The following is a 12,997-nucleotide window of genomic DNA, read 5'->3' on the forward strand; positions in this document are numbered from 1 at the left end:
GCAACTGCTTACTTCAGGTCATCAATACGGGCGATCTCGCCAGTCATGAGCTTCTTTGCTCTTCGGCTGGAGCACGTGCTCAATCCGGCGCCGGGGTCCTTCGGGAATATCGTGGGCCTACTCGCGTTGAAATCTCGGAGATCTATTCCATTCGCGACTTGGAGAAATAGCGCCAGTTCTCGGCTTGGATGCCCTTGGAGTAGGGCTCTGCCGATGTAGTGGCCAGATCTTGACTCCGTGAGACGTTGTTCAATGAATTGCCGGACAGAATGCGCCAGGTTGACGCAGTTCTCTAGATCTCGCAAAGAGATCTCTGCGGCGGCGTGGATGGCTTGATTTCGCGTCGACCAAATAACGCCAAATTTGTTCTCAATAGTTTCACGCCAGAGGTGTGCCGAGCCGCCCAGGTGGTGTTGCAGGTAAGTGAGGACGAGAGAAGCGTTCACGTGCTTCGCCTCCTCGAGGATTTCCGTCCGTGAGAACCCATGCTCAATAAGAACAATTTCAAGTTGGAACCACAGGTACTGCTCAAGGCTTGCCTCCAGCGAAACCACGGCTTCGGCCCACTCGCCCCTGTTTCGGTGGCGCTCGAATCTATTCCTCCACACGCTAACGCGCCGAAGGTGGTCAGAGGCAAAGTCCAACGCGGGTGGCTCTTGGCCGCAGGATGGATACCAGTCGGGAGAGGGGGAGTGAACTCCCCAAGCGCCGAGTGGCGGTAAGGGAACTAATGGGAAGTGCACCAAGTCTCCCTTCCAGTCGATGACCTCAATAATCCCGCATCCCACGAGATCTCCGGCGCATAGAGGCCCCACGGAAATCCCATCGGCCTCGTCGGGTGGATTCGATTCCAGGGCCGCTTGGAGTAGCTCGCTCCCCATTCTCAGCAAGAGGTCTTCTAGGTCATGCAGAGCGCTATGGGACACCCAACGTCGGCTCTGATCATCTATGCCAATCAACTCCGATATGTCGATTTCAGTGACTTGCAGGTGGATGGCACACGCGGGCAATTGGAAGGGTCTGGACAGTGGGTGGATGATATCGTGATCGTTCGCTGGGTCGTACGGTGACAGGACCTCGGGAAGTGCCGATAGCGTTGGCTCGCCTCTGGTGGGGTGTATCGACTCGACGATCCCGTCGCCCGAGATCTGATACTCATTGAATCGACCTGAAATCAGACGCGTGAAAGTGTCCTGCCGTTTTCCGAGACTGAAGGGTACCGCAAAGCTCGCGCGAAGTGGGCTGCAGCCATCCCAGGCATAGAAACTTCTCCATGACTCCGCAGTTTCTGCTGGGGTCGGATCGTTTGTATCCCCAGATGATATTTGATCACTTGACAACTGATCTAATGACTGCCACTTGCGGGCGAAAAATATGTCCCACAGCCATGAAAGTGGGTCTATGGTGGGGGTGGGGTGAATTCTCGCGAAGAGGGAATTGGGTAAGCGTGACTTCATTGACGGAACCAACCATTGGAGCTGAAGTTGTGGGTCTTTGCAGGGGCTGCGGCGCTGCGCATGACGTCTGTGGACGTTCGGTGCGGTGGAGAATTCCTGCAGGGCCTATCGGCGGGGGATCTGGCGGAGATCGGCGATTCGCGTGAGGTCTTCGCGGAAAATGTCAAGTGTGGCTAGGGTGTACAGGCCATCGATTTCTTGGGAATCCCACAGATTCCAAATGCGCTTGAGATCGGCCTGGCGACTCTTCCATCCAATCCCGTCTACTACGGCCATTGTGATCTGATTTCCGGTTCGGGCGTCCGCCATTTCCTCGATCTCTCGAACGGCGTCCGTCAGTTTCGAACCTGTGGAGTCGAACCCCTTGGCGGCCACCGCGACAATGCATCCCCGTCCTCCTGAGGGGATTGCGATGTCCGCAGGTGCCGTCTTGCCGGATCTCCCTTCAAAGCGAGTTCTAAGCTCGTAGGGTAGTCCCAAGTCATCTGCGATTCTTTCGAGTTCATCTTCGATCTTTCGGCCACTCCTTCCTGCGCTGGTGGCTGTTACTCGTGTTCCAGCCCGAGCAACGAGAATGTCACCAAAGTCATAGGATTCGTGGATCTGCGTGCACAGCAGGCGGATGAGGTCGGTTTCTTGATCCAACTTGCTTACCAGGGCCGCTGGGGTATCGACCGCTGCCTTGTTCCAGCTGGAGGTCCCGAACCAGTCCTTCAGCTGATTCTTGAACTTCTCCCGACTGAGCCCTGCCGCGAGTGCTAGGACGTAGGTGTCTTTGGGGTTGGCCAAGACCCAAGCTGTGATCGTCTCCGCTGTGATGGCCGGCAGTTCGCGAAGAGATCGAAATGATTGCCGAATCGCCTCGGCATCGGGCGTAGAGTTCGTCGGATCGATGTGGGCGGTGAGCCGCCCAAGCGACGCCAAGTAGTCAGGGAAACTGATCGCAGCAGGCACAGCCATACTCTTGCATACCTGCAGCTATGGCGCGACGATGATGAACTCCTGCACCTGACGGCGCCTGGCAGCAGCATGTGTGCCGAAGTGATAACGGTGGTGCATCTTGATCAGCTCGGGTGACTCGCCCCTGCTCTCCTTGACTACGTCGAGGAGCCGAGGTAGTTCAGGCACGGCGTTCGACCCGTAAGACAGAACGACGGATGATGCCCTGAAGCGGTCGAGCAGAGTGGAGAGGGCAGCCTCGATTGTCTTGCGGGAGCCGAAGGCGGTTGGGCGCTTCGGAAGTTTGCGTGTCTTGGTGGACTCCATTACTTGAGCGGTCCCGCTGCTCCAGTAGTTGGCGAGGCCGTCCAAGAACCAGTAGCGCTTTAGGTAGTCGGCGTCATCCCGCGGTGGAGCGTACGGAGGATCCAGGTAGACCAGGTCCATGCCGGTAGGGGCTGAGTGTGCGTCCGCCTGCAGTGCCGTGCATTCGGAACCGGTGAAGACAGCGGCATTCCAAGCCGCTGCAGCAGATCGCACTTGCTCCGCCAGAGGTTGGTGCAGCTGTGCACGTCCGTCGTCGTAACGGAGACCCGTCACTGTGAAGACTCCACGTGGCTGCTTCCTGGCCGCAGCCAGCACGAGGGCCGCGATGGCGAGATCCTTGGTCGAGCCTTCCAGCCGGTCGATCTTGGACCAGGCGGCGTCGAGGTAGCGCAGATCGTCTTCGGTGAAGAAGCGGTCAGCATACGTCCGTGAGATGAAGTCACGCCCGTCCAGGTTGTCGCTCGAGGTGAAGTAGTCAAGGAAGTCGGCCGAGAGTCGATCACTTTGGTTGACACAGGCGGCCCGCGCTAAGGCGACAGGGAAGTCGAGATAGTCGGACGACGTGACCTGGTATCCCAACGACTTGAGCAGGTAGGACACAACGCCGGACCCGGCAAAGGGGTCGAGGGCTGTTGTGCCGCCTAGCTGAGAGAAGACGTCGGCAAGGGTGGGCAGGATGCGGTACTTCGAGCCCATGTAGCGCAGGTGTGGGTAGGCGGCGGCCTGTTGAAGGGCAGCGGTGTAGGTTGCCTGCAGAAGGGGGGCTTGGGACATGTCTCCTCGTCTCCGGTTGGGTCCACCATACGGTGGAAGGGCGCTCAGGTGCGCATCGACGATCATGGCTCAGCGGTGTTGTCTAGGGTGTTGTCCGATGGGGCTTCAGTGTCTTCCGCCTCTCGATGGTGCAGCCAAGGTGGCAGCCAACTGGGCGTCCGTGAGAGGATTCCCGTGGACGCTGGAGGACCTCAGTGATGCTGGGAGGCGATCTACCAGCCCCGCCCGATCGTTCTCGTAATGCGCAGGTCGGGAGGTCAACTCTCCCGGGCGTCACTGAACGTCTTAAGTGCAAGGGATTTCCAGAATCATTGGAGCCCCTTGTTCCATCTGGCCGGCACTCGGTCAGCTCTCGCGTCCGGCTCCCGGCGCCACCCGCGCTGGGGCGCGACCCTGGTTGACGAGCCAGAGAAACACGATACCCCGCTGAGGGTGGGGTATCGGTGGGTGCGGGAGGCTCAAGGGCGTCCTGCATTCAGGAGTATGCCATGCTCCAAGCAACGCGCCCCTATCGCGCTGACTGCGTTCGCCGCTCGAGGTACTCCGTGGCATCGGGCAGGGGCGTTTCATCGCTGAGCCTGTTGATATGGGGCGAGTTCGCTGCCGGTGCCTCGACGGCCAACGGCCAGTCATCCTGCAGCATCCGCTGCACTTCCGCGACGCTCCGGAGTCCCTGTTTGCGCAGGATGTCGATGATGTCCCCGCCAGTGATGAAGACCACCGGATGCCCGTCGGCGCGCACTTCTTGGTAGGTCTGCCTGTCGATGTGAGACGTCGTGACGAGCACGCCGAAGTCACGGTGCTTCAGGCGCGAAATCAGGCGAGCGACTTCGCGCACGCCGACGCTGTTGCGGCCGGGTGCGTAGCACTTGGCTTCCAGAGCGAAGGAAATCTCGATTGGATCCGTGGTCGGTCCGATCCGGTACGTGCCCAGCGCGTCCCGCCCTCCATCCCGAGAAGCCCTCGTCACGTCAACTGCGGTTACGGATGGATCCTGGAGCGTCCACAAGTGGGCCGCGAAGTGTTCGAACTCGGTCGGGCGAGGACTGAAGTGTCCATGAATCAGCTCAAGCATGGCTTGCTCGTCCGGGCGCTGTGGGAGTTGCTCGTCCTTGGACCGGACCTGCAATGTGCGAGGCGCAGCCAAGGGTGAGTAGATGCGCCCCTGTACCCAGCGTCGCCACGCCGGTGGACAAGCTTCACGTGCACGGCCGGCAGCGATGTTGTCGAGCCAGTCGCGCTCGATCGTCGCCACGTCGAGAACGGTGAAGTGGGCGTGGTAGTTCTGGAAGCGCTTGCGCTGCGTGGTTCGCCACACCGCCACAAGCTCCTCCTCTTGGCTCAGGCCCTTGAAGCCCGGAACCAGTAGCCCGCGAAAGCGCACGTCGCGCCCGGTGCCGACCTTCTCGAACAGGAAGATGGGCGGAACCGTTGCCCTGGATTCAGGGCTCTCGTGTGACGCCTCGAAGATGTTGCGCAGCAGCAGGTTGCCCTTGCGCCGGGTGTCGTGCAGCTCATGCCCGGCCGTGCGGTTGTCGCCGTAATAGGTGAACTGGCCAGTCTCCGGATCCAACCGATCGGGCCAGTCGGTCTCTCCGCCCGAGGTGTAGAGCACGATGACCCTCACGTCATTGCGCATAGGGCTGCCCTTGTAACGAAAACCGCCCTGGTTGCCGACGGGCAGGATCTTGCCGATTGGGTCGTCTCCGGCATGGCCTGCGGTGCCGCCTTCATAGATGGCATCAATGACCAAGGGGCAGGTCGACAGTTCGTCGTGGCTGAACCTGCGATCCTCGGTGGGCGGCATGGCAGCCATCCTGCCAAGGGACGGTCCCGCGCGGGGGAGGGCCGATCGTGTCACCTCCGGACTACTTGCCCACCCGCCCCACGAACTCCACCAGCTCGGCGACCACCTCGTCACGGCTCTCCGGCTCGTTGTGCACCTCGTGCCGCAGACCGCTCCAGACGCGTGTGCGCACGTCGTCGTGGCCGGTGGCGCGCAGGCGATTGGCCACGTGGTAGGCGCCTTCGCCGTAGTTGGCGACGGGGTCCTGGTCGCCGGCCAGGATCAGCACGGGCAGGTCGGCGGGCAGCTGCTCGTAGAAGCTGTCGGCATTGGCCTGGTCGTAGAGGGCGACGAATCCCTGCAGGAAGCGGCTGCTCAGGGGAGCGCCGAAGTTGTTGAAGGGGTCGCGGCCGTGGTCGGCCACCACGTCGACATCCTTGGCCACCCACGCCGTCGGGCCGGCATCCTCACCGAAGCGCTCGACGAAACCGTCGAAGAGCTGCCCCACCAGGTCGTCGGGGGCAGGCTCGGCAGCACCATCACCTGCAGCCAGGGACTGCAGGCGGGCCCGGTCGACCACCGATTCGATGCCGCGCATTTGCGCCGCCACACCACACAGCGCCAAGCCGTCCAGTGCCGACCCCTCGCGGGTCGCCATCACCCGCGCGATCATCGAGCCCCAGCTGTGGCCGAAGAGCACATAGGGCAGCTCCGGGTAGAGCTCGCGGGCCTTGGCCTGCAGGGTCAGCTCGTCGGCCACCACCACGGCAGCGGCGTCATCGCCGGCGTCGGCCCAGATGCCCTCGCGCATCGCGGTGCGGCCGTGCCCTGCATGGTCATCGGCCACCACGACGAGACCGGCATCCACCAGCGCAGAGACCAAGCGGTGGTAGCGACGGGCGTGTTCGCCCAGCCCGTGCACCAGCTGCACCACCGCGCGGGGCGTGCCCACCGGTGACCACACCCACGCCTGGATCTGGTCGCGTCCGTTGTGCGAGGTGAACTCGATCTCCTGCAGGGCCATGCCGACCTCCTCGTCAAAGCGCCGCCGGGGTGCGGCGCATGACCCGATGCTATTCGTCGCGACGATCCTGGGCCAGGCGGGTCTCTGGGGATCAGTGATCATGCCCCATTGATTCATCTCATAGATGGAGGATATCTTCCATCTATGAGAACAAAGGCGCCGGCGTTGTTCCCGGTCTTTCGTAGCGGAGCGGTGGCAAGGATCCTCGCGTTGTTGTGCCTGCACCCCACGGAGCAGTACTCACTGGCCGATATCAGCCGCCTCACCGACGTGCCTTCGGGGACGGTCCATCGAGAGGTGAGCAGGCTGGTCGGAGCTGACATCCTGGACGAGACGTATGTCGGGCGTACGCGCCTCGTGCGCATGAACCGCGACCACCCCGCCGCCGATCCGCTCACGCGACTGGTCGAAGTGGTCTTGGGTCCCGCCACCATCATCGGGGAGGAGTTCTCCCAGATTTCCGGCGCGGTGAAGGTGCTCATCTTCGGGTCCTGGGCTGCTCGCCATCACGGCGAGGCAGGGCACCAGCCGCATGATGTCGACGTGCTGGTGGTGGGGGATGTGCGGCGAACCGAGATGTACAAGGCTGCTGACCGGAGTCAGGATCGGTTGGGCATCGACGTCAATCCGACGATGCGGTCCCTGGCCGAGTGGGAGGATGGCAGCGATCGACTGGTCAGCGAGATCAAGGCACGGCCTTGGCTCGACGTCACCCCGGCGCTGGAGGAGACATGAGCAAGCGATGGCCCAAAGGGGCTGCCGTCATCGAACAGCTGGTGGAGGCACGTTCGCTGGAGCGGCTCCAGCGGGGAGCTTCGGACGGCTCGCTGCAGCTGGACCGTGCCCGCCGTACCTTGGCTGCGGCGCGCGCAGTTGTCACGATCGATCCAGACACCGCCTATGCCAATGCCTATGATGCGGCTCGCATGGCCGGAACTGCCCTTCTCGTCCACCAAGGGCTGCGCCCCACCCAGTCCGGCGGTCACCGGGCCGTCGAAGAAGCGCTCCGAGCCCAGTTCTCGCCGGGATTCCAGGAGTTCAGCACGCTGCGTCGCCGACGCCATGAGATCGAATACCCCTCCAGTACCTTCAGCCAGACAAGTGAGGCCGAGGCGAGCGAGGCCGTCGAGCTTGCGGCCGGGTACATCGAGAAGGCGGGCCTTCTGATGGAACAGATCGGCCTGTTCTGGTGACCTCGCCCGCCCGGCGATCACTGCACCCGCACTGTTCGTCGAGGATCGATGACCTCGCCGCCGTGGCACACGCCACAGCCCAGCGCTTCGACGAGCATCCGCCGGTGCTGCTGCCACATCATGAAGGCCACGCGGGACTGGCTCGTCCACGGCCCGCCGCGGGGCACGCAGAAGTCATCGAGCCCTGCCCGCAGCGGGCATCCCAGCGTGGCCTCGCGCACCACGACGGCCGCGCGTGGCAACCAGTCCAGGCGTCCGTCGCCCGAGCAGACCCGCAGGCCGTTCGGGCACACCTGCAGCCAGACCTGCAGCCCGAGCGCCTCGGCCAGCTCGCGCATCCGCTCGTCGCCTAGCCCGTGGACCATGACGCCCGGTTTCGCCCAGTCCAGCGACGGGGCCCAGCGGGCCGCGCGGTTCCACTGGATTCCCTGAGCGGTCAGGGTTTCCAGGGCGTCCGGTCCGGGGAAGATGATGTGGGTGCCCACGATGGATTCCAGCAGTGCGGGGCTGCCCTCGGCAGGCTGGACGGCCGCAGCCACGGCATGGCGGGGGAGCAGGTCGACCACGGCACCCGTCGGGAGCCACAGCCGCAGGTTCGCCAGACGATAGGACTCGACGAGCGCCGGACGCGGCGCCAGCTGGGGCTGACCGTCCTCGTCGAACAGGAAACCGACGGACGTCTGGTCGGCAGGAAGGGGCCGCGGGAAGGGCGGCAGGGGACGATTCATGCGAACTCCTCGCTCCGGGCCTCGAAGCGAGGCCGCTTTGCCCAGCGCGGCGGGAGTGCCGGCTGGCCGGGTCTTCCCTGGAAAGCACCGGAGCGGCTCCGGTTGCTGCGCGACCACTCCAGAGGGTTGGCGTCGCGACTCGTGACCTGCAGCCATGGTGGCACCCACCTGCCCGTGGATGCCACCGGATTTGGGAAGTCATCAGGGGCGGCCGTCACCCCGGGAACCTCGGGGTTTGGCTCAGGACCCCAGCAGCCCAGCTCAGGACCCCAGCTCGAGCACCAGCCGATCAGTCGCCTCCACCAACCGGGCCGAGCGCAGGTCTGGCAGCAGCACGTCGACGCTGGCCGGGTCCAGCTCGTCGCCCACGCCCACCACCAGACCGATGCCGGCGGCCCGGGCAGCCGCCACCCCGGCGGCGGCATCCTCGAAGACGGCCAGGCGGGACGGGTCCATGCCCAGCACCTCGGCCCCACGACGGTAGGGCTCGGGGTCGGGCTTGCCACGCGTCACGTCGTCGGCGCTCACCACATGGCGCGGAGCATGACCGGCGGCAGCCAGACGGGCCTCGGCGAGCGGGCGCCCGGCCGAGGTGACCACCGCCCACCGCTCGACGGGAAGGCTTGCGGTGAGCTCAACGGCGCCGGGCATCGCCCGCGTCCGGTCGGCGCAGGCCAGCTCGCCGGCATCCAGTTCGCGATAGGCGCGCTCCACGTCCCCGGGCGCAACCAGGCCGGCGATGATGTCGCGCACGGGCGTGCCGTGGGGGAAGTCGACGGTGGGGTCATGGGGGAGTTCCCACCGGCGCCCCCAGTCTTGCCAAACCTCCATCGCGGCGGCCAGCGAATCCACCAGCACCCCGTCATTGTCGAAGAGGATGCCGTCCACGATGTGCCTGCTCATGCCAGCAGCCTATGGGGCTTCCGAATCGCGTTGTCCCGGTCGGGCCGCCCTCACCCACGCATCGCCTCGACACCCCGGAACCACTACGCCCAGCGTGAATCGAGCTGACTGGCGCGCGCCCGCTGTGGAAGCATCAACCCAACGCCACAGCGTTCGACACCAGCAGGGTCCGACACCAGCAGGGTCCGACACCACGGGCACAGCACCTAGGAGTGACATGAGCAGCGACGACATCCGCGACGAGCGCCTGAGCCACGACGACCGCATCGTCCACGAGGAGGTCGAGGCCCGCGACGACCGACTGGCCGGCGCCGTCGACCACGACAGCTCCCACCTCCACGATCGCGCCGAGGTGGTCCACGTCGGCGAGCTCGACGCCAGGGGGATCACCCTGCACGGCGAGCGACTCGTCGCAGAAGTGCACCCCCACGAGTGGGCGCGGGTGAAGGTGACCCGCCGCGTCGTCACGGAGGAGCGCACCATCACCGTGCCGGTGCGCCGCGAGGAACTGGTCATCGAGTACCCCGATGCCGTCCCGCAGGGCCACCCGAACACCATCAAGGGCTCCACCGACACCGTCGGCAGCCGCGTCGCCGAGACCTACGTGCTGCACCAGGAGGTGCCGCGCGTCGAGGTCGACACCGTGCCCTACGAGAAGGTGGAGTTGATGGTCGACACCCAGCGTTCGGTGGTCAGCTTCGACGGCACCGTCGCCCGTGAGCGCCTCGAGGTCGACGAGGACATGGCCGTCGAGCGCACCGACCTGCCGCGCGCCTGAGCCCAGCACGCCTGGCCCCATCACCCGGCCCAGCCCGGCACCATCGGCCCACCGACCCATCCTTCGGGAGCGGTGGGCCGAGCCCGTTGCAGCACCAGATCCCCGCCCCGGATGCCTAGACTCCGGCGCATGAGTACCGCCGCCACCGCCCCGCTGCCACAGTTCCGGCAGCCCTGGTGGCGACGGGTGCTGTCCCACACCTGGCGGATCGGGCTGTGCTACCTCCTCGGAGCCATCACCTGGCTGTACAGCTGGGAGACGGCCCGCGGACTGCCGGCGCCCAACATCACCCACCTGTTCATGGCCACCGATGTCGCACTGATGCTGCTGGTGACCCCCCTCATCGTCCTGCGGCACTCCCGCACCCGTCTGGTGATGGGTATCCTGCTGGCCGCCTACTGCCTGAGTTTCTCGCTGGGTCCGGCGCTGGCGGTGGGCATCCTCGCGATCGGCGCCCGTCGGCGCTGGATCGAAGTGATCCTCGTCGGGGCAGGCTCGATGGTGGCCGGGGTGGTCTCGGACCTGGTGCTGGGCCCCCATGCCGACGACGGGACGCCGCTGCTGCTCGGCTCGGTCTCGGACGTGGTGCTGCTGTTCACCTTCGAGCTGCTCTTCGTCGTCATCCTCACCGCGATCGGCTGGAACAGGGGAGCGCGGGCCGAGCTGGTCGCCTCCTGGCGCACCGCCGCCGAGCTGGCCCGGCGCGAGCAGAGCGCCCGCGTCGCCCAGGCGCAGACCGCCGAGCGGGCCCGCATCGCCCGCGAGATGCACGACGTGCTCGCCCACAAGATCAGCCTGATCAGCCTCCACGCCGGGGTGCTGGAGATCAAGGACGACCTGACCCCCCAGGAGACCCGGCAGACCGCCGCGACGATCCGCGAGGCCAGCCACCAGGCCCTGGAGGAGCTGCGCGAGGTGCTGGGCGTGCTGCGCACCGAGCAGCACGAGGCGATCAGCCCACCCCAGCCCTCGCTGCTCGACGTCCCCACCCTGGTGGCCGCGGAGGAGTCGGCCGGGGCCAGCATCACCCTGCAGGTGCCCGACGAGTTCTGGCCCCGGGCCGGGGAGATCGGCCCCGCCACGGCCCGCCACGCGCACCGCATCATCCAGGAGGCGCTGACCAATGCCCGCAAGCACGCCAGCAGCCTGCCGGTGACGGTGCAGCTGGACGGCGATCCCGATCGCGGACTGCTGATCAGCATCAGCAATCCGCTCGGCAACACGCCCAGCACCGTCCCCGGCGCGCAGATGGGCCTGGCCGGGCTGCGGGAACGGGCCGCCCTGGCCGGCGGTGAACTCCAGGCGACGCGCACCGACACCGACTTCGTGGTCCGCGCGCACCTGCCGTGGAATGCCAAGATGGGGTCATGACCGAGTCATCCACCAGCTCGACCCGACCCTTGCGCGTCATCATCGTCGACGACGACCCACTGGTGCGTGCGGGTCTGCGGCTGATGCTGCGCGGTCCCCGGATCGACGTTGTCGCCGAGCACGACGACGGACTGGGGGCCGCCGAGCTCGTCGCCAGGGAACAGGCCGACGTGGTGCTGATGGACATCCGGATGCCGCGGATGGACGGCATCGAGGCCACCCGCAAGGTGCTGGCCGCCCGTCCCGCGGCGCGGGTGCTGGTGCTGACCACCTTCGACGCCGACGAGCTGGTCGTCGAGGCCATCCGGGCCGGTGCTGCCGGCTTCGTCCTCAAGGACACCCCGCCCGACAAGATCATCGACGCGGTGCTGTCGGTCGCCGCGGGAGACCCTGCCCTGTCACCGACGGTGCTCTCCCAAGTGATGGACCGGGCCGCCGGCACCGGCCGCGACAACGGCCAGGCCCGTGACGCCCGCCGTCGCCTCGAGGCGCTCACCGCCCGGGAGCGTGAGGTGGCCGATGCGCTGGCCGACGGCCTGGCCAATGCCGAGATCGCCGCCCAGATGAAGCTTTCGCTGCCGACGGTCAAGGCCCACGTCTCCAGCATCCTGGCCAAGCTGGGTGCCGAGAACCGGGTGCAGGCCGCGCTGGTGGTGCACGACGCCCTGCGCTGACGCCCGCCCGACCGGGTCCGGCCCAGAGGGGCAGCCCAGACGGCTCCTGGCTGGCCCAGACGGCTCCTGGCTAGCCCAGACGGGACAGGTCGGCGGCACCGATCAGGCCCGCGTCATTGCCCAGGCTCGCCACCTCGACCCGCGGCTCCGGCCGGTGCTTGCGGGCCGTCAGTGACTGGCGGAAGGCGCGCTGGGCCGGGGCGCGCAGCAGGTCTCCCGCCTCGCTCACCCCGCCGGCCAGCACGAAGACCTCCGGGTCGAGCACGGCAGCCAGCACGGCCATGCCGCGCCCGATCCAGGTGCCCAGGGTGGTGAAGCAGTCCAGGGCGGCGACATCCCCCTCCTGCGCGGCCTGGGTGACGTGCAGGCCGGTGATCTCGCGCGGGTCGTCGTCGGCCAGCTCCAGCAGCCGCGCCCCCAGCCGTGCGTCCAGCCCGGCCAGTTCGCGGGCCTCCATCACCAGGGCACTGCCCGAGCCGTAGCGCTCCCAGCAGCCGCGCAGCCCACAGCCGCAACGCCGGCCGTCGGGGCGGATGATGAAGTGGCCCAGCTCCCCGGCGAAACCATTGGCGCCGCGCACCAGGCGGTCGTCGGTGATGATCGCGCCGCCGATGCCGGTGCCGATGGTCAGCACCAGCGCCGAGCGGGCATCGCGGGCGGCACCGAAGCGGCTCTCGGCCCAGCCGGCGGCATTGGCGTCGTTCTCCACCACGGTGGGAAGTCCGGTGGCCTGCTGCACCAGGTCCTGCAGCGGTTCGTCGCGCCAGGCCAGGTTGGGGGCGAAGATGACGCGGCTGCGGTCCTGGTCGACGAAGCCGGCGGCGCCGATGCCGATGGTGGTGGCGCCGTGCTCGTCGGCCAGTGAGCGGGCCATCGTGGAGATGACGCGGGCGATCTGGGCCGGGTCCCCGGCGGGGGTGGGTTCGCGCAGCTGGGCGACGATGCGGCCCTGCTCGTCCACGACCCCGGCAGCGATCTTGGTCCCGCCGACGTCGACGCCGATGGCCAGTGACATGGTGCTAGCTCCCTCGCTTGGTGCCCGG

General features: G+C 66.3%; 13 protein-coding genes and 1 riboswitch. Of the genes, 5 read left to right on the plus strand and 8 right to left on the minus strand.

Annotated elements, in window-relative coordinates; all coding sequences use genetic code 11:
• Positions 1 to 8: 8 nt before the first annotated feature.
• The 5 genes from ACYVKA_RS11955 to ACYVKA_RS11975 form a co-directional block, all read right to left on the minus strand.
• Entirely contained in the window at positions 9 to 890 is an 882-nt protein-coding gene (locus tag ACYVKA_RS11955; protein ID WP_460705682.1) for a hypothetical protein, read from the minus strand.
• A gap of 672 nt (positions 891 to 1,562) precedes the next feature.
• A complete protein-coding gene (locus tag ACYVKA_RS11960) occupies positions 1,563 to 2,411 on the minus strand; it encodes a hypothetical protein (RefSeq protein WP_460705684.1) in 849 nt (282 codons plus the stop codon).
• 24 nt (positions 2,412 to 2,435) lie between these two features.
• Positions 2,436 to 3,497, minus strand: a complete 1,062-nt coding sequence (locus tag ACYVKA_RS11965; RefSeq protein ID WP_460705686.1) for a DNA adenine methylase — start codon at positions 3,495 to 3,497, stop codon at positions 2,436 to 2,438.
• A 508-nt stretch (positions 3,498 to 4,005) separates the two neighbouring features.
• Entirely contained in the window at positions 4,006 to 5,304 is a 1,299-nt protein-coding gene (locus ACYVKA_RS11970) for a restriction endonuclease (protein ID WP_460705688.1), read from the minus strand.
• A gap of 61 nt (positions 5,305 to 5,365) precedes the next feature.
• Complete coding sequence (locus ACYVKA_RS11975) at positions 5,366 to 6,307, minus strand: alpha/beta fold hydrolase (RefSeq protein WP_460705690.1); 942 nt, start codon at positions 6,305 to 6,307, stop codon at positions 5,366 to 5,368.
• A gap of 144 nt (positions 6,308 to 6,451) precedes the next feature.
• Between ACYVKA_RS11975 and ACYVKA_RS11980 the strand changes: the two genes are divergently transcribed.
• Together ACYVKA_RS11980 and ACYVKA_RS11985 are read left to right on the plus strand one after the other, a co-directional pair.
• Complete coding sequence (locus ACYVKA_RS11980; RefSeq protein ID WP_394277580.1) at positions 6,452 to 7,042, plus strand: winged helix-turn-helix domain-containing protein; 591 nt, start codon at positions 6,452 to 6,454, stop codon at positions 7,040 to 7,042.
• Entirely contained in the window at positions 7,039 to 7,500 is a 462-nt protein-coding gene (locus ACYVKA_RS11985) for a hypothetical protein (protein ID WP_460705692.1), read from the plus strand. Before ACYVKA_RS11980 ends, ACYVKA_RS11985 begins: the two co-directional genes overlap by 4 nt.
• 17 nt (positions 7,501 to 7,517) lie before the next feature.
• Here the strand turns inward: ACYVKA_RS11985 and ACYVKA_RS11990 are convergent, their stop codons facing one another.
• On the minus strand, positions 7,518 to 8,228 hold the full coding sequence (locus ACYVKA_RS11990; protein ID WP_460705694.1) for a hypothetical protein: 711 nt from the start codon (positions 8,226 to 8,228) through the stop codon (positions 7,518 to 7,520).
• Between the two features lie 29 nt (positions 8,229 to 8,257).
• A riboswitch (SAM riboswitch) is annotated at positions 8,258 to 8,375 on the minus strand.
• A 114-nt stretch (positions 8,376 to 8,489) separates the two neighbouring features.
• Positions 8,490 to 9,131, minus strand: a complete 642-nt coding sequence (locus ACYVKA_RS11995) for an HAD-IA family hydrolase (protein ID WP_460705696.1) — start codon at positions 9,129 to 9,131, stop codon at positions 8,490 to 8,492.
• Between the two features lie 217 nt (positions 9,132 to 9,348).
• On the opposite strand from ACYVKA_RS11995, the gene ACYVKA_RS12000 reads away from it, so the two are divergent.
• The 3 genes from ACYVKA_RS12000 (at position 9,349) to ACYVKA_RS12010 (ending at position 11,954) form a co-directional block, all read left to right on the plus strand.
• Positions 9,349 to 9,909 (plus strand): DUF2382 domain-containing protein, encoded by a 561-nt coding sequence (locus ACYVKA_RS12000; RefSeq protein ID WP_460705698.1) that lies wholly within the window; start codon positions 9,349 to 9,351, stop codon positions 9,907 to 9,909.
• 129 nt (positions 9,910 to 10,038) lie between these two features.
• Positions 10,039 to 11,280, plus strand: a complete 1,242-nt coding sequence (locus ACYVKA_RS12005; protein ID WP_460705700.1) for a sensor histidine kinase — start codon at positions 10,039 to 10,041, stop codon at positions 11,278 to 11,280.
• Positions 11,277 to 11,954 (plus strand): response regulator transcription factor, encoded by a 678-nt coding sequence (locus tag ACYVKA_RS12010; protein ID WP_394275346.1) that lies wholly within the window; start codon positions 11,277 to 11,279, stop codon positions 11,952 to 11,954. The genes ACYVKA_RS12005 and ACYVKA_RS12010 overlap by 4 nt, the downstream gene beginning before the upstream one ends.
• Before the next feature lie 70 nt (positions 11,955 to 12,024).
• Here ACYVKA_RS12010 and ACYVKA_RS12015 read toward each other — a convergent pair whose 3' ends face one another.
• Positions 12,025 to 12,969, minus strand: a complete 945-nt coding sequence (locus ACYVKA_RS12015) for an ROK family glucokinase (RefSeq protein WP_460705702.1) — start codon at positions 12,967 to 12,969, stop codon at positions 12,025 to 12,027.
• Between the last annotated feature and the right edge of the window lie 28 nt (positions 12,970 to 12,997).

It is taken from the genome of Luteococcus sediminum (assembly GCF_054783495.1).

Bases quoted from the DNA above. Each gene is read 5' to 3' on its own strand.
- ACYVKA_RS11970 (WP_460705688.1), bottom strand. From the start codon at position 5,304: ATGCCGCCCACCGAGGATCGCAGGTTCAGCCACGACGAACTGTCGACC.
- ACYVKA_RS11985 (WP_460705692.1), top strand. From the start codon at position 7,039: ATGAGCAAGCGATGGCCCAAAGGGGCTGCCGTCATCGAACAGCTGGTG.
- ACYVKA_RS12005 (WP_460705700.1), top strand. From the start codon at position 10,039: ATGAGTACCGCCGCCACCGCCCCGCTGCCACAGTTCCGGCAGCCCTGG.
- ACYVKA_RS12015 (WP_460705702.1), bottom strand. From the start codon at position 12,969: ATGTCACTGGCCATCGGCGTCGACGTCGGCGGGACCAAGATCGCTGCC.
- ACYVKA_RS11965 (WP_460705686.1), bottom strand. From the start codon at position 3,497: ATGTCCCAAGCCCCCCTTCTGCAGGCAACCTACACCGCTGCCCTTCAA.
- ACYVKA_RS11980 (WP_394277580.1), top strand. From the start codon at position 6,452: ATGAGAACAAAGGCGCCGGCGTTGTTCCCGGTCTTTCGTAGCGGAGCG.
- ACYVKA_RS12000 (WP_460705698.1), top strand. From the start codon at position 9,349: ATGAGCAGCGACGACATCCGCGACGAGCGCCTGAGCCACGACGACCGC.
- ACYVKA_RS11995 (WP_460705696.1), bottom strand. From the start codon at position 9,131: ATGAGCAGGCACATCGTGGACGGCATCCTCTTCGACAATGACGGGGTG.
- ACYVKA_RS11990 (WP_460705694.1), bottom strand. From the start codon at position 8,228: ATGAATCGTCCCCTGCCGCCCTTCCCGCGGCCCCTTCCTGCCGACCAG.
- ACYVKA_RS12010 (WP_394275346.1), top strand. From the start codon at position 11,277: ATGACCGAGTCATCCACCAGCTCGACCCGACCCTTGCGCGTCATCATC.
- ACYVKA_RS11975 (WP_460705690.1), bottom strand. From the start codon at position 6,307: ATGGCCCTGCAGGAGATCGAGTTCACCTCGCACAACGGACGCGACCAG.